This window comes from Knoellia pratensis, from assembly GCF_042666395.1.
Lineage (GTDB): Bacteria > Actinomycetota > Actinomycetes > Actinomycetales > Dermatophilaceae > Knoellia > Knoellia pratensis.
Genome location: NZ_JBHTDJ010000001.1, coordinates 959581 through 978491 on the forward strand (window position 1 = coordinate 959581; position 18911 = coordinate 978491).

16 protein-coding genes and 3 pseudogenes are annotated in these 18911 nt (G+C 68.2%); 10 read left to right on the forward strand and 9 right to left on the reverse strand.

Annotated features, from left to right (window positions below):
* The first annotated feature begins 9 nt into the window (after positions 1-9).
* The gene (locus tag ACFQRE_RS04520; protein WP_380119390.1) at positions 10-708 is read left to right on the forward strand and encodes an LppX_LprAFG lipoprotein; all 699 of its coding nucleotides are present in this window, start codon (positions 10-12) and stop codon (positions 706-708) included.
* Entirely contained in the window at positions 689-2317 is a 1629-nt protein-coding gene (locus ACFQRE_RS04525) for an MFS transporter (protein WP_380119392.1), read from the forward strand. The genes ACFQRE_RS04520 and ACFQRE_RS04525 overlap by 20 nt, the downstream gene beginning before the upstream one ends.
* A gap of 488 nt (positions 2318-2805) precedes the next feature.
* Here the strand turns inward: ACFQRE_RS04525 and ACFQRE_RS04530 are convergent, their stop codons facing one another.
* Entirely contained in the window at positions 2806-3333 is a 528-nt protein-coding gene (locus tag ACFQRE_RS04530; RefSeq protein WP_380119395.1) for a superoxide dismutase family protein, read from the reverse strand.
* Positions 3334-3537: 204 nt separating this feature from the next.
* On the opposite strand from ACFQRE_RS04530, the pseudogene ACFQRE_RS04535 reads away from it, so the two are divergent.
* The 5 genes and pseudogenes from ACFQRE_RS04535 to ACFQRE_RS04555 form a co-directional block, all read left to right on the forward strand.
* Positions 3538-3618, forward strand: a pseudogene (locus ACFQRE_RS04535) (SigE family RNA polymerase sigma factor); the annotation flags it as partial.
* Complete coding sequence (locus ACFQRE_RS04540) at positions 3596-4000, forward strand: RNA polymerase sigma factor (protein WP_380120425.1); 405 nt, start codon at positions 3596-3598, stop codon at positions 3998-4000. The pseudogene ACFQRE_RS04535 and the gene ACFQRE_RS04540, both read left to right, overlap by 23 nt.
* A complete protein-coding gene (locus ACFQRE_RS04545) occupies positions 3997-4632 on the forward strand; it encodes a hypothetical protein (RefSeq protein WP_380120468.1) in 636 nt (211 codons plus the stop codon). Before ACFQRE_RS04540 ends, ACFQRE_RS04545 begins: the two co-directional genes overlap by 4 nt.
* Before the next feature lie 27 nt (positions 4633-4659).
* Positions 4660-6504, forward strand: coding sequence for a hypothetical protein (locus ACFQRE_RS04550; protein ID WP_380119397.1), 1845 nt, complete (start codon positions 4660-4662; stop codon positions 6502-6504).
* A gap of 78 nt (positions 6505-6582) precedes the next feature.
* Positions 6583-7314: a TetR/AcrR family transcriptional regulator gene (locus tag ACFQRE_RS04555; RefSeq protein WP_380119399.1), complete on the forward strand. Its 732-nt coding sequence runs from the start codon at positions 6583-6585 to the stop codon at positions 7312-7314.
* A 147-nt stretch (positions 7315-7461) separates the two neighbouring features.
* On the opposite strand, the pseudogene ACFQRE_RS04560 reads toward ACFQRE_RS04555, so the two are convergent.
* From ACFQRE_RS04560 to ACFQRE_RS04575, 4 genes and pseudogenes are all read right to left on the reverse strand, one after another.
* A pseudogene (locus ACFQRE_RS04560) lies at positions 7462-7704 on the reverse strand (acyl-CoA dehydrogenase family protein); the annotation flags it as partial.
* Between the two features lie 79 nt (positions 7705-7783).
* Entirely contained in the window at positions 7784-9391 is a 1608-nt protein-coding gene (locus tag ACFQRE_RS04565) for an FAD-dependent oxidoreductase (protein ID WP_380119403.1), read from the reverse strand.
* Between the two features lie 27 nt (positions 9392-9418).
* On the reverse strand, positions 9419-10378 hold the full coding sequence (locus ACFQRE_RS04570) for an AurF N-oxygenase family protein (RefSeq protein ID WP_380119405.1): 960 nt from the start codon (positions 10376-10378) through the stop codon (positions 9419-9421).
* A gap of 10 nt (positions 10379-10388) precedes the next feature.
* A complete protein-coding gene (locus tag ACFQRE_RS04575; RefSeq protein WP_380119407.1) occupies positions 10389-11912 on the reverse strand; it encodes a flavin-containing monooxygenase in 1524 nt (507 codons plus the stop codon).
* Positions 11913-12088: 176 nt separating this feature from the next.
* On the opposite strand from ACFQRE_RS04575, the gene ACFQRE_RS04580 reads away from it, so the two are divergent.
* The gene (locus tag ACFQRE_RS04580; protein WP_380119409.1) at positions 12089-12982 is read left to right on the forward strand and encodes an SDR family NAD(P)-dependent oxidoreductase; all 894 of its coding nucleotides are present in this window, start codon (positions 12089-12091) and stop codon (positions 12980-12982) included.
* 19 nt (positions 12983-13001) lie between these two features.
* On the opposite strand, the gene ACFQRE_RS04585 is transcribed toward ACFQRE_RS04580, so the two are convergent.
* Positions 13002-13859, reverse strand: coding sequence for an alpha/beta fold hydrolase (locus ACFQRE_RS04585; RefSeq protein ID WP_380119411.1), 858 nt, complete (start codon positions 13857-13859; stop codon positions 13002-13004).
* A gap of 55 nt (positions 13860-13914) precedes the next feature.
* The gene (locus tag ACFQRE_RS04590; RefSeq protein WP_380119413.1) at positions 13915-14703 is read right to left on the reverse strand and encodes an exodeoxyribonuclease III; all 789 of its coding nucleotides are present in this window, start codon (positions 14701-14703) and stop codon (positions 13915-13917) included.
* Between the two features lie 197 nt (positions 14704-14900).
* On the opposite strand from ACFQRE_RS04590, the gene ACFQRE_RS04595 reads away from it, so the two are divergent.
* Positions 14901-16151 (forward strand): phytase, encoded by a 1251-nt coding sequence (locus ACFQRE_RS04595; RefSeq protein ID WP_380119415.1) that lies wholly within the window; start codon positions 14901-14903, stop codon positions 16149-16151.
* A gap of 212 nt (positions 16152-16363) precedes the next feature.
* Here the strand turns inward: ACFQRE_RS04595 and ACFQRE_RS04600 are convergent, their stop codons facing one another.
* Complete coding sequence (locus tag ACFQRE_RS04600; protein WP_380119417.1) at positions 16364-17482, reverse strand: hypothetical protein; 1119 nt, start codon at positions 17480-17482, stop codon at positions 16364-16366.
* 264 nt (positions 17483-17746) lie between these two features.
* Positions 17747-18023: pseudogene (locus ACFQRE_RS04605) on the reverse strand (exodeoxyribonuclease III); the annotation flags it as partial.
* A gap of 114 nt (positions 18024-18137) precedes the next feature.
* Between ACFQRE_RS04605 and ACFQRE_RS04610 the strand changes: the two are divergent.
* Complete coding sequence (locus tag ACFQRE_RS04610; protein ID WP_380119419.1) at positions 18138-18908, forward strand: SDR family NAD(P)-dependent oxidoreductase; 771 nt, start codon at positions 18138-18140, stop codon at positions 18906-18908.
* The last annotated feature ends 3 nt before the right edge of the window (positions 18909-18911 follow it).

An 18911-nucleotide genomic window follows, 5' to 3' on the forward strand; every position in this document is an offset into this window, starting at 1 on the left:
GTGGGCGTCATGCGACGTCGTGCTCTGCTGACCAGTTCAGTGACCGTGGCCGTCGCCATGCTCGTGGGTTGCTCCGGTGGCGGTGACACCCCCGAGGCCAAGGCCGACCCCAAGGCCCAGCTCGCCGCAGCCAAGAAGGTGTTCGACGAGGCCAAGTTCGTCGGCCTCACGCTGTCGAGCAAGGACGTCCCCAAGACCGAGAACGGCGTCACCGGCGCCATCGGCACCGGCGCCATCAGCGCCACAGAGCCGAAGTTCAAGGGCAACGTGACGGCGACGATCAAGGGTGTCAGCGGTGCGGCCGAGGTCATCACGATCGGCGACGCGGCATACATGAAGTTCTTCACGCCGACCTACAACCCGGCCGACCTCGCCGACCTCGGTGCGCCGAACCCGTCGGACTTCTTCGACCCTGCCAAGGGCATCTCGCAGCTCCTCGTCGAGACAGGCAGCCCCGCCGCGGGCAAGGAGGTGCGCGACGGTGCCGCCGTGCTGCAGCAGGTCTCCGGCACGCTCCCCGGCTCGCGCATCAAGGCGCTGTTCAACCTCGGGGACGGCGCGGGCGAGTTCACGGTCACCTATGGCATCGGCGAGGGCGACAAGCTGCAGCTCGCCACGATGACCGGACCGTTCTTCGCCGGGACGACGTCGACCTACACCTTGCGCCTCAGGAACTACGGGACCCCGGTTGAGATCACCCGCCCCTAGGGCGCTCCTCGCGACGGCGTCCGTTGCGGTGGCGCTCGCGGCCGCCGACACCTATGTCGTCGTGCTCGCCCTCACCGACATGATGTCCGGCGTCGGCATCGGCATTGACGCCCTGCAGCGTGCGACGCCGATCATCTCGGGCTTCCTCCTCGGCTACATCGCGGTGCTGCCCCTCATCGGCCGACTCGCGGATCTGACTGAGCGACAACGGGTTCTGCTCGGGTGCCTCGCGATCTTCGTCGTCGGCTCGGCCATCACCGCGCTCGCTGTCGAGCTGCCGGTGCTCGTCGCGGGCCGCGTCATCCAGGGCATCGGCGGCGGTGGGCTCGTGCCCGCCACCCTGGCGATCGTCGCGCAGCTGTGGGACCGCGACCGCCGTGGGACTCCACTCGGTGTCGTGGGCGCGGTGCAGGAGCTGGGTTCCGTCGTGGGGCCGGTGCTCGGTGCCGCGGTGCTCGCGGTCGCGGACTGGCGCGCCATCTTCTGGATCAACGCTCTTTTGGGAGTGCTGCTTGCCGGCGCTGTGGTCGTTGTCGGAGGGGGTATGCCGTCCCGCCCCCGTGCGCTTCCCGTCGCTGTGTCGCTCGTCGCAGCGCTCGTCGGCTGGCTTGCGCTGGCTGCTCCGGGGCCGCTCGTGACGTCGGTCTCGCTGGGCGTGCCGTTCGTGCCGTTCGGCGAGTCGACGTCGCGGGTGCTGACGCCCATCGGTGTGGCGGCGCTGGTGCTTGCCGTTGCTGCCGTGGCGTTGTGGGTGCGTGGTGCCTGGCCGGTGCTGAGTCGGGCCGACCTCCTCGGTGCCCTGCTGCTCGGTGGGGCCCTCGGCTGCATCGTCCTGACCTTCGCTGCGGCCAACCCCGAGAAGGAGATCGTCGGCCCGCTCGGGTTCGCGCTCCTGCCCGTGGCTGCAGTGCTCGCGGGTCTCTATCTCCTGCACCACCGTCGTGCCGCCCAGCCTCTCGTGCCTCGAGGTGTCGTGGTCGGTCGCGCTCGGTGGGCGCTGCTCGTCTCCTTGTGTGTGGGCATCGCGCTCGTCGCGGTCATCGTCGATGTGCCGTTGTTGGCGCGCCTGGTGCACACCGAGAGCGAGACCGTGGCGGCCTTCGTGCTCGTCCGGTTCCTCATCGCCGTGCCCGTCGGTGCCCTTCTCGGTGGCTGGTCGCTCCGCTGGCTGGGCGACGGACTCGTGAGCGGGGTCGGGCTCGCGCTCGCAGCCCTCGGTCTCGTCATCATGTCGACCTGGGGGCGTGGGTCCCTCGACGAGGTCTCGTCGACTCTTGTCCTCGCACTCGTCGGACTCGGCATCGGCCTGGCCCTCGCCCCCGTCAACAATGCGGCACTGGCCGACTCACCCGATGACGCGCACGGCACGGCGAGCGCCCTCGTCGTCGTCGCCCGGATGATTGGCATGGTCGTCGGGCTCGCCCTGCTCACCGCGATCGGCCTGCACCAGTACTACGCCGCCGTCGCTGCCCTGCCCGACCAGACCGACGGGCAGGCCCTGCTCGACGCTGCGGTCGTGCAGGTCGAGTGGGTCTTCCGCGGAGCTGCGATTGCGGCCGTGGTCGGCGCCCTGTCCTCGGTCGCGCTCGGCGTCACCCGCCGTTCCTGACTTCGTCGTGCGCCTGGACCAACCGGTGAGTGCCGTTCGCGCGCCGGCCCCGACGGCGGCGCAACACACCGCCAGAGCGGCCATGCCCGCCACGAACCGCGGGGTGATGGGCGCTCCCGACGATCCGAGAAGGACAGCTATCCCCACGAGATACGCCAGACCGAGCACTGCTCCGATGAGGCGCGTCCTGCGTCGCCGGGACAGCACGAGGGTCACGGAGACGATGCCGGGAATGAGGAGCATGCCCTGCCCCAGGCCGAGGACGATGGCTGGCAACGCGAGAAGCTTCCACCACCGCGACCGGCGACGCTGCTTCAGGTCGTAGGCCGCTGCCAGGGCGACACCGGCGACAGCGAAGATGCCGACGATGAACCCTGTTCCCACCCACGTGAACTCGGGGTCCTCGGCGAGCAGCCGCATGAAGCCGCGTGCCTCGGCGCCCGTGAGGACGCCGAGGACGAGACCCAGGCCGAGGTGGCGAAGGAACGTCACCACGACACCGTGAGGCAGGCGAGCCGGGCACCTGCCGCACCGGTCTGAGGATTGGTCGGCGCCGCGTGGACGACGACCGAATGTGACCCGGACACCGGCACGAAGGGAACAGTGGCCGTGCCTGTCCCGGCACCATCGGCGACCGTGAAGTCCAGCCAGATCTCGGTCCGGTCGCTGACCTCGGGAGAGAGGCCGCCTTGGACATGTGAGTTGTAGTGACCCAGTGCGGCCGCTCCGTCGCCGGCGACGCAGGGACCGTCGTGGAGGTGGGCGCCGAAGGTCTGGCCCTCGGCGGCCGCGCCGATGCCCTTGACCGTGAGGACGGCGTGGCTCGCACCGTTGGCCGACTCGGCGATCTGCACTCGCGCCCGGGCACCGTCGAACGGTCCGGACGAACTGGGCGCAAGGTCACTCAGGAGCCCGTCGGTGCGGATGATGGCGCCAAGTGCCAGCGCGGGGGTGGCAGTGAGGAGGACGATCGCGGTAGCAGTTGCTGCGATCCGAGCCTGCGAGGAGGTGAGCATCGGGTGTCCTTTCTTCGGGGCCGACGAGGTGTCGACATCAAGGCAGACGTCGGACTGCCGCGAATGGGTGACACGGCGAAAACCCCTGAGAACAGTGCGTTCACGAGTCACCCGAACGGCACGTCTCACACGTCTGTCAGGGCGATGGAGACCGTTGCCGAGCTCGCCCTCGACCCGATCGACGTCGGGGCAGGCCTCGACGTCATGGCGTTGTTCGCGCAGGAGGGGGCCTCGCTCACGCGGTTGGCGCGCTTCTATCTCGATGACCGCACCGCCGCCGAAGACCTCGTTCAGGAGGCCTTCATCCGCCTCTCCCGCTCAGCTGCGCGGATCCGACAACGCGGCGGCATACCTGCGGTCGATCGTCATCAACCTGGCCCGCGACCACAACCGTCGTGGTCTGGTCTCACTCCGTCACCGTCCACCTGCGATCGGCGACTCGGCCTCGGCCGAGGAGGATGCGGCGACCCGCGCGCAACGGCAGGAAGTCATCGACGCGCTGCGCACCCTGCCGCGCCGCCAACGCGACTGCGTCACGCTCCGCTACTACCTCGACCTGTCCATCCCGGACATCGCCGAGACCCTCGGCCTGTCGGCCAACACCGTCAAGACCCACCTGCAACGCGGGCTCGCCAGCCTCGCCCAGACCTTGGAGGGGAATCGATGAGTGATCTCGAAGACCGACTTGCCCGTGCCTTGACGGACTACCCCATCGAGCCGTCGCCCGACCTCTTCGAACGAGTCGTCGAGGGCATCGCTGCGGACCGGGTCCGTCGCCGCTCGATCCGGCGATGGTCCCTCGTCGCAGTGCTGTTCGTCGTCCTGGCCGTCACGGCCGTGCTCACCCAGACCCCCCGAGTGAACGGAGCTCTCGCCATGCCTTGGTGGATCCTCGAAGTTGCCACGAACCTCGTGCTCGTCGCCATCGCCCTGTGGCTCGGGCCCTTCATCAAGCGGTTCGGGCGGGCCTACGCCGCCGACGTCTTCCACGACAACCCGCTGACAGGCAAGAGCTACATCGTCCTCACGGACATCGTCTACTACCTGATCTTCACGGCCTACATCCTCTTCTCGATCAAGGTGGCGCCGAACCCGGAATGGTCGCTGCTGCGGGAGCCCGTGGAGACCGTCACCGCGGGTCAGGTCACCTACGAGCTGTCCCGGATCGGCGGCATCCTGCTCATCATCGGGATCCTGCACGGTCTCAACATCGTCCTCATGCCGATGCTCGGTCGGCTCTTCTCGCTCAACCGCCGACTTCCCGATCCCGGGTCCCGGGACCGCGCTACCGGGGCGTAACTTCGCTGGCCGACCTAGGTTGGGTCCATGGCCTCTTCGCGCCCTCGCGCCACCCGTGTCCTTGCTCTCGCCACTGTTGCCGTGTGCGGCGTCGGACTCGGGGGAGGTGCGGCCCGGGCTGCCGACCCGACGACCATGACCCCGATCGGGGGCGGCTACACCCTCGAGACCTTGCAGGGCTTTGGTCGGGCAGCCGCCAACGGGGCAACCGGTCCCACCGTGGACATCGTCGTCGTGCCGTCGTCCTATGGCGACGCTCCCGCCGACCGGGCCGAGAACCTCGTCCTCGCGCAGCAGCGCACCAACGAGGTCGATGCTGCCTGCGATGCCGTCGTCACCGCCCCGTTCACCGGGTGTGCCGCGGTCCTCGCGCCGCTGCTCAACCGGGCCGACGCCGACGACCCCGCCAACTCGGCGATGATCACCGACCAGACCGACGGTTTCTTCATCCTCGGTGGTGACCAGGGGTTGGCGATGTCGATCCTCGCGGACTCGCCCGCCGAGACGAGGATGGCGGCAGCCTTCGCCCGCGGCGCAGCTGTCGGTGGCACGAGCGCCGGTGCGGCGGTCGAGTCAAAGACCATGATCAACGGTTACGTCGGCGCCCTCGGACCGGCTGACGGTCTGCGACAGGGGAGTTCGATCATCTGGTGGGGCGACGACGCCGACCGCGAGCGTGGACTGACCTTCGGCTCGCAGCGGGCGATCTTCGACCAGCACTTCTACCAGCGCGGGCGCTTCGGTCGTCTGCTCTCGACCCTCGCCACGTCCGATGCCCAGTTCGGTGGAGTGAGCAGGGTCGGCGTCGGGGTCGACTACGCGACCGGCATCCACAACACCGCTGACACGACTCTCACTCAGACCTTTGGCGCTTCTTCCACCGCCGTCCTCGACCTCGAGTCGCTGGCGTCGCCGATCGCCTGGGTCGGCCCCAGCAAGGTGATCTCGACCCGCAACGTCGTCACCCACCTGCTGCCGCCCGACAGCGCAGGCAGCCCGACGGCATACGACCTCGCGACGCGCACGGTGACCCGAGCGGGAGTCGCCGTCGCGACGCCGACCCCGGCCGCAGCGGCCGGACCGACTGTCCCCGGAGCGACGGGCAAGGTCTATCTCGGGGGTGACGTCGTCGGTGGTGGCTCGACAACCGTCGTGAGCCAGGTCGTCGCCGACGCCAGGGCAGCGGTGGCCGGGGGAGCGCAAGCGCGAATCGTCGTGCTCGCGGCCTCGTCGAAGGACATGAAGGCGATCAACGCGTATTCGAGTGCGCTCAAGGCAGCCGGCTGGTCGGGCAAGGTCGAGGTCGTCGAGCAGGGCAAGAACTCCCGGGTGTCTGCGGCTGGCGCCGCTGGTGTCGTCCTCGTGGGGGAGACCCCCGCAGCCGTGGCGACGGCCCTGGGCGACGCAACCTTCGCGGGTGTCGTGCGCTCGGCCGTCCTCACCAGTCCCGTCGTCCTCGCCGACCGTCACCTGACGGCTGCCCTGGGCACGTGGTTCTCGACGAAGGCCGACCCGACCGCGACGAACTACGAGGAAGAGAGCGTCGCCAACTTCCGCACGGGTGACGGTGCGTGGCAGCGCGGACTGGGCCTCGTGACAGGCTCGCTCGTCCCCTCGCTCACGGTCGACTACCGCTGGGGCAAACTCTATGATCTCGGCGCCCTGGAGCCGGGCCGGGTCGCCTGGGGCGTCGGCGAGAACACCGCGCTCCGCGTGACTCCCGGTGCCGCGACAACCGTGGTCGGCGACGGATCGGTCGTTGCCCTGGACCCGCGAGGTGCCCAGTTCTGGACCGGACCCAACGGTGCGATCGGCGCGATCAATGTGCTGCTCAACACCTACGGCGCTGGCGACACCCTCGCCATCGGCTGAGGTGGGCAGGGGGTCCCACGTCCTGGGCCGCGTGACACCTCAGGTCAGGGAAGGGATGCGGCAGGTACGGTGTCGACAATGAGCCGGGGTGAGCCGCAGGACGAGACGACGCGCGAGGACGGACGCCACACGCGTTGGGACGGCCACCGCGCACAGCGGCGGGACAACATGCTGCGCACCGCGATCAACGCCATCGAGCGCAGGGGCAGCGAGATCGCCGTCGCCCAGATCGCGGCTGAGGCAGGCATCCCTCGCTCTGTCGTCTATCGCCTCTTTCGCAACCGTGAGGACCTCGACGAGCAGATCCGCGTCCGGATCATTGAGGACCTCATGAGCGAGCTCGAGCCGGCACTCAACCCCGAAGGGACCATCCGCGAGGCGATCTCCGACGCCATCGCCGTCCATGTCGGCTGGGTGAGCCGACATCCCGCACTGCACCAGTTCCTCGGGGTCGGCGCCGTCAGCCCCAGTCCGGGCGCCAAGATCGTGGCCGGGACCCGGACCGCGATTGCGGTCTACCTCGCGGCCCTGCTCGACCTTCAGCTCGCACGGCTCGGTCGCCGAGCCGTGCCGGCCGGCACCGCGGAGAACGTCGCGTTCGGCATCGTCGGGTTGGTGGACGGCTCCGTCAACCGCTGGGTGTCGCGGCCGCCGGAGCTGCGGACCTCGGTCGAGGACCTCACCGAGTTCCTCTGTGACACGGTCTGGGGAACACTGGCCGGAGCGGCCACCCGCCTCGGGATCGAACTCGACCCGGACTTCTCGCTCGCCGGCGAGGCAGAGATCGGGACCCCCCTCGACTCGCCCTGAGTGTCCCGTCAGAACGCGTCGAGGGGACTGCTCAGCCCTGTGTTTCGATGACGTTGAGCTGGACCTCGGTCGTGCCGCCACAGATCGTCGTGGCCCGTCCTGCCAGCCGCTGCTCCATCGACCTGTCGCTCGGCTGACCCGCGATCCTCACGGTTCCGGCCAGACCCAGCTCGGCCACGACGAACTCGGCGATCCGGCGGCGAACCGAAGAAGGTCACCGTCGTTGAACAGCGCCGAGCCGGTCATCTCACGCAATGGGCGGACGGTCACCCCTGGCGACCTCATGTCGAGGACGAAGTAGGTGATGCCCTGGTGCTTGGGTGCGTCCGGTGCGGTGCGCGCGATGAGCATGGCCCAGTCCGAGAAGTGCGCCACCGTTGTCCAGACCTTCTGACCCGTGACCTACCAGCCGCCCTCGACCTTGACGGCCCTGGTTGTCAACGAGGCGAGGTCCCACGACGCCGTCGCGTCAGACCGCGCGGGCCACTACGCGTGAGCGCTGGATCCGGCGGGCGCGCTGGGGCTCACGCGTGGCATCGATCATGGCCTCGCGGTCGACGAGCTTGATGCGTGGACGACCGGCGAGCGCGCCGGCTGTGCGCTCGGCTCGATCGATGGCTCGCCACCCCTCGGTGCTCACCTCACCCGGAAGTCGAGGCAGGGTCCCGGTGGGGGGCGCAAGGAGGCCGGCGTCGGCATCGTCCAGGAGAGCCACCACCGTCTGCTGGGCGCAGGTCTTGTTGGAACCAAGGAACCCCGTCGGGCCCCGCTTGATCCAGCCGGTCACGTAGACACCGGGCGCGACCCTGCCACCGTCGTGAGGGACGACCGCGCGGTCGTCGTCGAACGGCAGGTCCTTGACCGGGGTCGCGCGATATCCGATCGCGCGGAGCACGAGTCCGGTGGTGATGATCTCGGTGTGTCCCGTGGGAACCGCACGGCCGTCCACGACCTCCGTCGTCGCGATCTCGAGCCCCTCGACGCGGTCCCCACCGATGAGACGCACGGGTGCGGTGTTGAAGCGCAGCACGACGCGGGGGAGTCCCTCGCGACGCGGCCGGCCGGCGAGCTCACCCAGCACCGAGGAGGCCAGCGGGTCGACCTCACCCTCGACGACGACGTCGATGCCCTCGATCCCGGCGAGACCGACGAGTTCGGGAAGGGTGAACGCCGCCTCCGCGGGTCCTCGGCGTCCGAGCACGATGACTTCGCGAATCGCGCTGTCGCGCAACGCTTCCAGCGCGCCGTCTGCGATGTCCGTGCCGGCCAGCACCTCCGGGTCGGAGGTGAGGATGCGCGCGACGTCCAGGGCGACGTTGCCGTTCCCGATGACGACGGCACGCTCACTGTCCAGGGGGTAGGAGACGCCTGCCTGGTCGGGGTGGCCGTTGTACCAAGCCACGAACTCCGTGGCGGAGCCACTGCCTGAGAGGTCCTCACCCTCGAGACCCAGCCGACGATCGCTCGCTGCGCCCACGGCATACACAACTGCGTGGTATGCCGTCCGCAGCTGTTCGTGGGAGACGTCACTGCCGACCGTGACGTTGAGTCGGTATCGGAAACCCTTCTCCTGCTCCATGGAGCTGAAGAGGTCCATGATCTTCTTGGTGTGCTGGTGGTCAGGAGCCACCCCGTAGCGGGCCAGACCGTGGGGCACCGGAAGCCGGTCGAACACGTCGACCCGCACGCCCGGGAGCTTGAGCAGCTCGTCCGCGGCGTAGAGACCGGCAGGTCCCGCGCCCACGACCGCCACGCGCAGGTCGTCGACGGCCACGTCCCGTTGCGCCGGGATCACCTCCATGGCAGTGCGGTCCGCGTAGGGGTTCTGCTTGTAGTGCAGCGCGTTGAGCTCGATGAACGGCAGCTGGTTGGGAGCCAGCTTGGAGTGCGGGAGCACGGCATCCACCGGGCAGGCCGTGGCACAGGCCCCACAGTCCACGCAGGTCGCGGGGTCGACGAAGAGCATCTCGGCCTCGGCGAAGCCGGGCTCGCCGGGCGTGGGATGGATTGCGTTGACCGGGCAGGCGACGACGCACGAGGCATCGGCGCAGCAGGACTGCGTCACGACATAGGGCACGGCAGGACTCTCTGGTTCTCGGGGCGCTCAGGCAGATTTCGGCGCGGGCTCGCTGCGGAATCGCGACGGCCGACCGTCGATCCGCATGGCCCGCCAGAAGGCCTTGGAGACCGGGTTCATCAGGCGCGTCTCCACGGCGAGCGCGCGGACGTCGGCGAACAGGTCCCGCAGCAGCTTGCGCGACTCCGGTGCTCGCCAGTAGACCTCCTTGGCCACCGAGCGCGGGATCCCGAACTGCTTGTTGAACTGGCGTGACGGGCGCGCGATGACGTCGCAGAGGACTCGCATGATGATCGGGTACGTGACGGCGAGGAGCTGGCGGCGCCACCTGGGAAGGGTGGGCACCTTGCGGGCCAGGAACTCGTGGGCGAAGGAGATGTGGCGGGCTTCCTCGGCCACGTGGATCTGCATCACCCGGTGGAAGACCGGGTGCACGTCGACACCGGAGCGCAGGAAAGACTTCTGCAGGTGGTCGATCGGCTCCTCGCCCGCGAGGATCCCGGTGAAGAACACCTCCGGGAGCAGGCGCCCGAAGACGGGCAGGATCGACTGGCTGGCCCGGAACCAGCGAGGTGCGCCCAGCACGTCGGCGCCGGTGCGGTTCACGAGCTCCTGGAACATCTGGATGTGGTGGGTCTCCTCCGTCACCTCGTGCATGAGGTAGCGGAACTCGGCACTGTTGTTCGGCGCGTTCACGAGGTACTCGAGGACGCCCTTGATGAGGATGTTCTCGAACTGCCAGCCGACCTTGGCGATGTTGGCCATCCGGGCCTTGCCGATCTCGATCTGGCGGTCGAGGGGCAGCGAGAGGTACCACTCGTGGCCACCCATCGGGTCGACGGCGGGGAGGACCCAACGAGCGTCGTCCGGGATCACTGCGTAGTCCGGGTCGTCCCAACGGATGTCGGTGAAGGCGTTGAAGGAGACGCGCACAGAGCCCTCGGAAAGGGTCTGCAACTTCTCTTCGTAGGTCTGCAGCTGGCTCATCTCTTCCTCCTCAAACTGCCACGGACTCGTCAGAGACCGAGGCGTTGGTGGTTGCGGTGCTGGTGGTCGCGCTGCTCGTCGTGCTGAACTGCAGCGCATCGTCGGTGATGCTCTGGCGGAGCAGCATCGGCGTGTCCTTGTAGTAGTCGTTGAAGATGCGCCACGGTGCGGCCTTGCCCTGGCGCGGCATCACCGAGTTGCCGCGCTGGATGTAGCCCGATCGCATCGAGTCGCCCAGGATCGACGCCTCGTCATGGGGGGCGTCGGTCGCAGTGGGCACGACACGGGTGTGCCCTTGCGACGCCATGTGCTTGAGCAGCCGGCACAGGTAGGCGCTGGCCAGGTCGGCCTTGAGGGTCCACGAGGCGTTGGTGTAGCCGACGACGAACATCGCATTCGGCACGCCCTCCATGAGCACGCCCTTGTAGAGCAGGCGGTCCTGGACGACCACCGGCTCCCCGTCGACCTCGATGGACGCGCCACCGGCGAGCTGGATCTGCAGGCCGGTCGCCGATACGACGAGGTCCGCGGGAATCTCCTCACCCGACTTCGTGCGGATGCCGGTCTCGGTGAAGGTCTCGATGTGGTCAGTCACGATCGACGCCTCGCCGTCGCGCAGGGTCTTGAAGAGGTCGCCGTTGGGCACGACGCACAGCCGCTCGTCCCAGGGGTTGTAGGACGGGGTGAAGTGAGCCATGTCGACCTTGCCGCGCAGCTGTCGTCGGGCCACTCCGAGCAGGACGCGGCGGGCGAGCCGGGGGTTGGCGCGGCAGAACTTGTAGAGCCCCTGCTGCAGCAGCACGTTGCGTCGGTGACCGAAGCGGTGGATGAGTCGCGCGGGCACGCCGATCCTGGCCAGCGGCGAGGCGACGGGGTCGGTCTCGGGCACCGGCATCACGTAGCTCGGCGAGCGCTGGAGCATGGTGACGTGGGCCGCGTCCTTGGCCATCGACGGGACGAGCGTGATCGCCGTGGCACCGCTCCCGATGATGACGACGTTCTTGCCGGTGTGGTCGAGATCGGCCGGCCAGAACTGTGGGTGCACGATCTGTCCGCCGAAGCTCTCCTCGCCGGGGAACTTCGGCCGGAAGCCCTGGTCGTAGTTGTAGTAGCCGGTCGCGCCGACGAGGAAGCGGCAGGTGTAGACCTCGCGCTGGTCGGCCGCGGTCGCCTCGACGGTCCACAGGTCGTCCTGCGAGGACCACGAGAACTTTGTGACGCGCCGACCGAACCGGATCCTGTCGGTCACGCCGAACTCGGCCGCGGTCTGCTCGACGTAGCTCTTGATGCTCGGCCCGTCGGCCAGCACCTTGGTGCCGACCCAGGGGCGGAAGCCGTAGCCGAAGGTCAGCATGTCCGAGTCGGACCGGACCCCGGGGTAGGTGAAGAGGTCCCAGGTGCCGCCGATCGCCTCGCGTCGCTCGAGGATCGCGAAGTTCGTCGTGGCGTCCTCGCGCACGAGATGGCACGCCGCGCCGATGCCGGAGAGGCCGGCCCCGATGATCAGGACCTCGAAGTGAGTGGTGTCAGTCATAGTGGGCCGAAAGTAGCACGGACAGCCTGTCCAACATAAGGGGTTGTGGGGTGCGTCCCACGTCACAGTGCCGACCCCTCGGTCAGGGCTACCTTGGACGTGGCGTCCGGCCTACAATGACGCCGCCCACCCGGTGTCCTCCGGGTGTTCGCCACCCGTTTCAGGAGTACTGACCCATGAAGTTCCTTTCGCCCTTCCGCGAGGTCCGTTCCGGACGGAGAACCACCTCTTCTTCGGACCAGCCGTTCCACGACAAGGTCGTCGTCATCACCGGAGCCGGATCCGGGATCGGCCGCTCACTCGCGGTCGCCACAGCCCGCGACGGAGCGCTCCTCGCACTTTCCGACATCAACGAGGAAGGGCTGGCGGAGACCGCGGACCTCGCCCGCCGCGCAGGGGCGCCGGACGTGCACACCGCCCGGCTCGACGTCGCCGACCGCGCGGCGTTCCGCGACTACGCCGCCACCGTCGCGGAGCACTTCGGCCGGGTCAACGTCGTCATCAACAACGCGGGCGTCGCGGTGGCCGGCAACTTCGAGGAGATCGAGTACGCCGACTTCGACTGGATCGTCGGCATCAACTTCTGGGGCGTCGTGCACGGGACCAAGGAGTTCCTGCCGCACCTCATCGCGTCCGGTGACGGCCACATCGTCAATCTCTCCTCGCTCTTCGGACTGCTCTCGATCCCGGGGCAGAGCGCCTACAACGCCACCAAGTACGCCGTCCGGGGCTTCAGCGAGTCATTGCGGCAGGAGATGCTCATCGGCAAGCACAACGTCCGCGTCACGGTGGTCCACCCGGGCGGCATCAAGACCGAGATCGCCCGCAACGCCCGCGTCTGCGCAAGCGAGGACAAGGAGGCGACGGCGAAGTTCTTCGACAAGATCGCCACGATGGGTCCAGACCGCGCCGCGAAGGTCATCCTGCGCGGCGTGACGCGCAATCGCCCTCGCGTGCTCGTGGGCCTGGACGCGCACGCCCTGCACACGTTCGCCAAGTTCAGTGGCGCGCGCTACCAGGACGTCGTCGCCGCGTCGTCGAAGCGGATCCTTCCCGCCAAGCTCGTCTGACCGTTACCGCGTCGGCGGATCAGGACTGGTCGACCAGCTCGATGATCGCGTCGGCGACGACATCGGTCGCCTCGTGCATGAGCATGTGCCCCTTGCCGGGCAAAACCGTCAACTGCGAACCGGGTATGCCGTCGTGCAGGCTGCGTGCCCACCTCACCGGTGTGAGTTTGTCCTTGGTGCCGACCAGGACGTGGGTCGGCATGTCCGCGAACTCGGCCAGCGACTCGGTCTCGTCGTGGTCGCGGATCGAGGCGAAGTAGCGGCCCGTCGTCGCCAAGGACGTCTGGCCCATGAGTCGGGTCATGTCGCGCACAGTGGCCCTGTCGGGGTTCTCGCCGAAGTTGAGGTCGCGCAGGACCCTGCCAGGGACGAACATCCCAGTGCGCAGCAACGGAACTCGCGCCGCGAGGGCCATGGCGAGAGCCTCACCCCGGACTTCCGGGCGACCATCGATCGAGGCCGTCGTGGAGACGAGGGCGACCCCGCGCACACGGTCACGGAACTCCGAACTGTGCGCACCGGCATACGCGAGGATCGTCATTCCGCCCATCGAGTGACCGCCGAGGACGAGCGGTCCGGTGGGTGCAGTGGCGGCGATGACGGTGGCGAGGTCGTCGGCGAGCCCCTTGATCGACTGTGACCTGACCGAACCCCAGGTGGAGCGTCCGTGGCCGCGCTGGTCGTAGGTGATGACGCGAACAGCCCTGTGCGACTGGACTTCTGCCACGACGAGCTCCCAGCTGGCGCGGGTGAGGGTCCAGCCGTGGGCCAGGATCAGGGTGGGGGTGTCCGGGTCGGGCGTGGTCGACGGGCGGAACTCGGTCGCCGTGAGGTTGCCGCCGTTCGCTGCCGGGATCGACAGGGTGCGGGTGTTCATCGGGGTCCTCGCAAAGTATCGGAGAGACGGAGGAACGTAGAACTTTGTGGGGTGATCATGGATTCTCCACTTCGATGACGACGGGTGCGTGGTCGCTGGCGCCCTTGCCCTTGCGTTCCTCGCGGTCGATGGCCGCGCCCCGAACCCGTTGTGCCAGTGGGTCGCTCGCAAGGATGAAGTCGATCCGCATGCCGCGTCGCTTCTGGAAGGCGAGGCGCTGGTAGTCCCAGTAGGTGTAGGTACCCGGTTCTGACGTGTGCGGGCGGACGACGTCGCTGACCCCGGCGTCGAGCACGGCCTGGAAGGCGGCGCGCTCCGGCGGGCTGACGTGGCTCTTGTCGAGGTAGTAGTCCATCGACCACACGTCCTCGTCCTGCGGCGCGATGTTCCAGTCGCCCATGAGCGCGAACGGTGTGCCCTCGGCGGCCCAGGCGCCGGTCTGGACACGCAGCTGCTCGAGCCAGGCAAGCTTGTAGTGCATGTGCGGGTCCTCGAGCGCGCGCCCGTTGGGGACGTAGAGGGACCAGAGGCGGATGCCGCTGCACGTGGCCCCGATCGCTCGCGCCTCCGCAACAGCCGGCTCACCCCAGTGCGGCACGTCCGGGAAGCCGCGGCTCACGTCGTCCAGACCCACGCGGGAGGCGATCGCGACGCCGTTCCACTGGCTCAGACCGTGGTGCGCCACGGCATACCCGAGGGCTTCGAAGCGATCGAACGGGAACTGGTCCTCGCGGCACTTCGTCTCCTGGATCGCCAGGACGTCGACGTCCGTGCGCTCCAGCCACGCCTCGACCCGGTCGATGCGTGAACGGATGGAGTTGACGTTCCAGGTCGCGATGCGCACCACCTCACCCTACCCACCGGTATGCCTGGTCCTGAAGGTCCTGCCCAGGTGCGCCCACCGCCTGCACGCAGCGCCAGTGCATGCGCCGTCGGGTGGCTGCGCCGTCGTGCAGTGGATGCGAAGACGATGGACAAGGCCCGTTGGCGGTGGGACGCTGGACGTATTCGTGCCGGACCGGTTCAACGGAGGCATCAGATATGCGACGAGGACATGCACGACTCATCCTGGCCGTGGGAATGGTCACCGTCATGGGTGTCGCCCCGGCGTTCGCGGCGACCACGACGGTGCTTGCCACGACGCAGACGGTGGACCGCCAGCCGTCCGGCACCAACGACGCGGACGACCCGTCGTTCTGGGTGCATCCGACGGATCCTGCTCAGAGCCTCATCATCACCACGGTGAAGCAGGCTGGCATCGACGTCTTTCGTCCGACCGGGCAGCTGGTCCAGACGATCTCCATTCCCACCACGATTCGTTTCAACAACGTGGACGTCCTCTACGGCATCCAGGTCGCTGGTGCGCCGCAGGACCTCGCCGTGGTGAGTGACCGGGGTACGGACAAGATCCACGTGTATCGCATCGACGGCAGCGCGACTGCGCCCCTGACCGAGGTGACCGCTGCCGGGGTGCCACTCGTCTTCGGCGGCACGAAGAAGATCAGGTCGAAGACGACGTACGGCCTCACGGCGTGGAGCCCGTCGCCGGGCAGGGGCGAGCTCTTCGTCACGCAGGAGAACACCACCAACATCGCCAAGCTCGTCCTCACGGACGCCGGGGGCGGCAAGGTGGGTTACCAGAAGGTGGCCTCGATCAGCCTTCCCAACAGCTTCACCTTGCCGAACGGTAGCTCCTGGACGCCGTGCTTCAACCCGGCCCATCCGGACTGGCAGGCACACGCCGAGGGGATGGTGGTGGATCCGTCGACGGGGACGCTCTGGGTCGACCAGGAAATCGTGGGCCTCTGGAAGATGAACACCGACTTCACGGCGCGGGAACTCGTGCACCCGTTGACCCGTTTCGGCCAGACCTACACGGTCGTCAACCAGAAGTGCAGGGTCGACGCCACATCCACGAGCTACGGCGAGCCCTACCTGCCCGGGGACCTCGAGGGGATCGGCCTGTACCGACGGGATGCCCGCGACGCAACGGGGTACCTGATCATCTCCAACCAGCAGAAGTCGATCTTCACAGTCTTCGACCGGAGCGGACAGAACTACCTGGGAGCCTTCGCGATCGGGGCGGGGCCGAGCACGGACGCGGTCGAGCAGACAGATGGACTCGACGTCATGAACGTGTCCTTGGGTGGCCAGTACTCGCAGGGCATGCTTGTCACCCAGGATGGCAACAATGCGCCGGAGGGTGGCACCAACTTCAAGTTCACTCCATGGCCGACCGTGGCCGGTGCGATGGGGTTGGTCGTGGACACCTCGGGAGGACCGCGTGGCTGACCGCTGCGTCTGCGCCTGAGTGACCTGTCTGTCGGCGTGGACGATCGTGGCGACAGGTGACTGCGGACTGACGGCGTTCCGCGAGGCGGCGACTGGCCAGCAACGACTTCATCCGCGAGTTGACGGAGTAGCCCACGATCCTGGCTCAGCGCACACGTCCGGGTTGGCGGGCCACGTGGTCCGTCGGCCGGCGTGTAGCCAGCATCCACGGACTACTGGATGGGGAAGCGGGCGATGCCTGCACGAGGCATGCCGTTCACCTTGGTGAACTCGCCCAAGGCGTAGAGGTTGCCTCCGGCCGTCGTAAAACTCCGGATCCCGGCGGCCGAGTTGAAGCTCGCGAAGGGACGTGGGGCACCAGTTCCGGCGTCGACGACCACTGCCTTACGAGAGGCAAAATCGATCAGGCATGTTGTTGTCGAGCTGGCGGAACACGTGTTGTTGAAGTGGCCGCCGACGTAGACGTCTCCACCCTGAGGCTCGATCGACTCCACGTCACCGTCGACCTTCACCTGCCAACGCTGGGCACCGGTAACCACATCGGTGGCATAGGCGGAGTTGCCGACCGGCAGGTGTCCGCCGGCGCCCAGGTAGACGTCAGAGTCCGTGGGGGCGATGTCGAACACCTGCGCGTCCAATCCCAGTCGTGCGTCGTAAGGCTGCACGACTCCGGCGGCGTCCAGCCGGGCCACGTAGTTGCGCGCGGCTCCGCCGATCGTCGTGAACTTGCCGCCCGCATAAATCTGGCTGCCGCTGGACTTGACCACATGGACGATGCCGTTGGGCTGCGGGTTGAACGTGCTGCTGACCGTCCCGTTGATGGGATCCAGCGCGGCGAGGTACTTGCGGTTGACACCGTTGATGGTGGTGAAGGCACCACCGACGTACAGGGTCCCGTTGACGTAGTCCAAGGACTCGACGGTGGAGGACGCTTTCGGCTGGAAGGTGCCGATCAGCTGACCGGAGGGAGTGAGGGCAGCCAAGTTGGTGCGCGACACACCTCCCACGCTGCTGAACGACCCACCAATGAAGATGTTCGTCCCGTCGGTTGCTAGGGCGCGAACCGCGCCGGTGACATCCGCGCGAAACCCCGGGTCGCGTACACCGGTGGAAGCGTCGACGGCCGCCAGCCCAGCGTGGCTGGTGGTGTCGACCCTGGTGAATGTTCCCCCGATGTACAGGCGGCCTCCAGCCTCCACCGAGCTCAGGACCGGACCGACCACATCGGACGACGACGCCGGTGACGTGCCCACGGCGGCCAACGCCGGGGCAGCCATCAGGACAGCTGCACCTGCAGCCATGACGAGGGGGACGCCGATTCGTGAACGCATGTGTTCCTCCGTGCCTCGCGCCAGAGGCCGAACCTGACAGGTCCGCATGTGGCATCAGCGCCTCATCGGAGCCCGCCTGGCCGACCACGGGCTGGGGCTGGGGCTGGGGCAAGGGGAGTGCTGGTCCACTCGTTGCGAAGAGCCAAGTGCCTCGGCATCTTTGCTTCTTGCGGGACCAACTTACCATCTCTTTACCTAACGCATGAGAAACGGCCAGATTGGGTTCCTTCTCCGGTTGCCGGCCATGCCAAAGGACGAGCGGGCTCACGCGTTCTGCACCTCGATATCGCCGGGAGCGTGGTCGCTCGCGCCCTTGCTCTTGCGTTCCTCGCGGTCGATGGGCGCCCCCCACACGCTGTGCCAGAGGGTCCGACGCGAGGATGAAGTCGATCCGCATGCCGCGCCGCTTCTGGAAGGCGAGGCGCTGGTAGTCCCAGTAGGTGTAGGTGCCCGGTTCTGACGTGTGCGGGCGGACGACGTCGCTGACACCCGCGTCGAGCACGGTCTGAAAGGCGGCACGCTTGGGCGGGCTCACATGGCTCTTGCGGATGTCGCCGCAGGTCGCGCCGATGGCCCGCGCCTCCTCGGCGGCGGGTTCGCCCCAGTGCGGCAGGTCCGAGAAGCCGGTCCTCGCGGCATGCTTGGGGTCGTGACCATGACCACTGCACTTGTCACCGGCGCCACCGCCGGCATCGGCCGCGAGTTCGCCCTCCAGCTCGCCGCCCGGGGTGACGACCTCGTGCTCGTTGCGCGCGACGTCGCGCGCCTCGAGGCCTTCGCGGGGGAGTTGCGCACCGCTCACGGGGTGGACGTGGAGGTGATCGGTGCCGACCTCAGCGCCCGAGACCAGCTCGGGCAGGTTGCCGACCGGGTCGCGTCCACCGACAAGCCCGTGGACGTCCTCGTCAACAACGCCGGCTACTCCCTCAAGAAGCGCTTCCTCGACAACGACGTCTCCGCCGAGGAGGCCGTGTTCGACGTCCTGACTCGGGCAGTGCTCGTGCTTTCTCACGCAGCGGGCAGTGCCATGCGGGTGCGGGGTCGCGGCGCGATCGTCAACGTGTCGTCCGTGGCGGCGTTCATGGCTGCCGGGCCCTACAGTGCCAGCAAGTCGTTCGCGACCGTCTTCAGCGAGGGGCTGGCGGCGGAGCTGGCCGGGACCGGAGTGACGGTGACGGCGCTCTGCCCCGGCTTCACCCACACCGAGTTCCACCAGCGCGCCGACGTCGACATGTCCAAGATGCCCGAGTTCATGTGGCTCGACGCGCCCCGACTCGTCCGCGATGCCCTCGCCGACGTCGACAGGGGCAAGGTCGTGTCCGTGCCGGGCCGCCAGTACAAGGCGATCGTCACGGCGCTGCGGATCCTTCCGCGCCCGCTCGTCCGCAGGCAGTCGCGCGGAGCCCACCGCCCCAGCTCGACCTGATGA

Coding starts and splice junctions, on each gene's coding strand:
- ACFQRE_RS04610 (WP_380119419.1), top strand. CDS start 18,138: ATGACCACTGCACTTGTCACCGGCGCCACCGCCGGCATCGGCCGCGAG.
- ACFQRE_RS04520 (WP_380119390.1), top strand. CDS start 10: ATGCGACGTCGTGCTCTGCTGACCAGTTCAGTGACCGTGGCCGTCGCC.
- ACFQRE_RS04580 (WP_380119409.1), top strand. CDS start 12,089: ATGAAGTTCCTTTCGCCCTTCCGCGAGGTCCGTTCCGGACGGAGAACC.
- ACFQRE_RS04575 (WP_380119407.1), bottom strand. CDS start 11,912: ATGACTGACACCACTCACTTCGAGGTCCTGATCATCGGGGCCGGCCTC.
- ACFQRE_RS04600 (WP_380119417.1), bottom strand. CDS start 17,482: ATGCGTTCACGAATCGGCGTCCCCCTCGTCATGGCTGCAGGTGCAGCT.
- ACFQRE_RS04595 (WP_380119415.1), top strand. CDS start 14,901: ATGCGACGAGGACATGCACGACTCATCCTGGCCGTGGGAATGGTCACC.
- ACFQRE_RS04540 (WP_380120425.1), top strand. CDS start 3,596: ATGACCGCACCGCCGCCGAAGACCTCGTTCAGGAGGCCTTCATCCGCC.
- ACFQRE_RS04555 (WP_380119399.1), top strand. CDS start 6,583: ATGAGCCGGGGTGAGCCGCAGGACGAGACGACGCGCGAGGACGGACGC.
- ACFQRE_RS04545 (WP_380120468.1), top strand. CDS start 3,997: ATGAGTGATCTCGAAGACCGACTTGCCCGTGCCTTGACGGACTACCCC.
- ACFQRE_RS04585 (WP_380119411.1), bottom strand. CDS start 13,859: ATGAACACCCGCACCCTGTCGATCCCGGCAGCGAACGGCGGCAACCTC.
- ACFQRE_RS04530 (WP_380119395.1), bottom strand. CDS start 3,333: ATGCTCACCTCCTCGCAGGCTCGGATCGCAGCAACTGCTACCGCGATC.
- ACFQRE_RS04550 (WP_380119397.1), top strand. CDS start 4,660: ATGGCCTCTTCGCGCCCTCGCGCCACCCGTGTCCTTGCTCTCGCCACT.
- ACFQRE_RS04570 (WP_380119405.1), bottom strand. CDS start 10,378: ATGAGCCAGCTGCAGACCTACGAAGAGAAGTTGCAGACCCTTTCCGAG.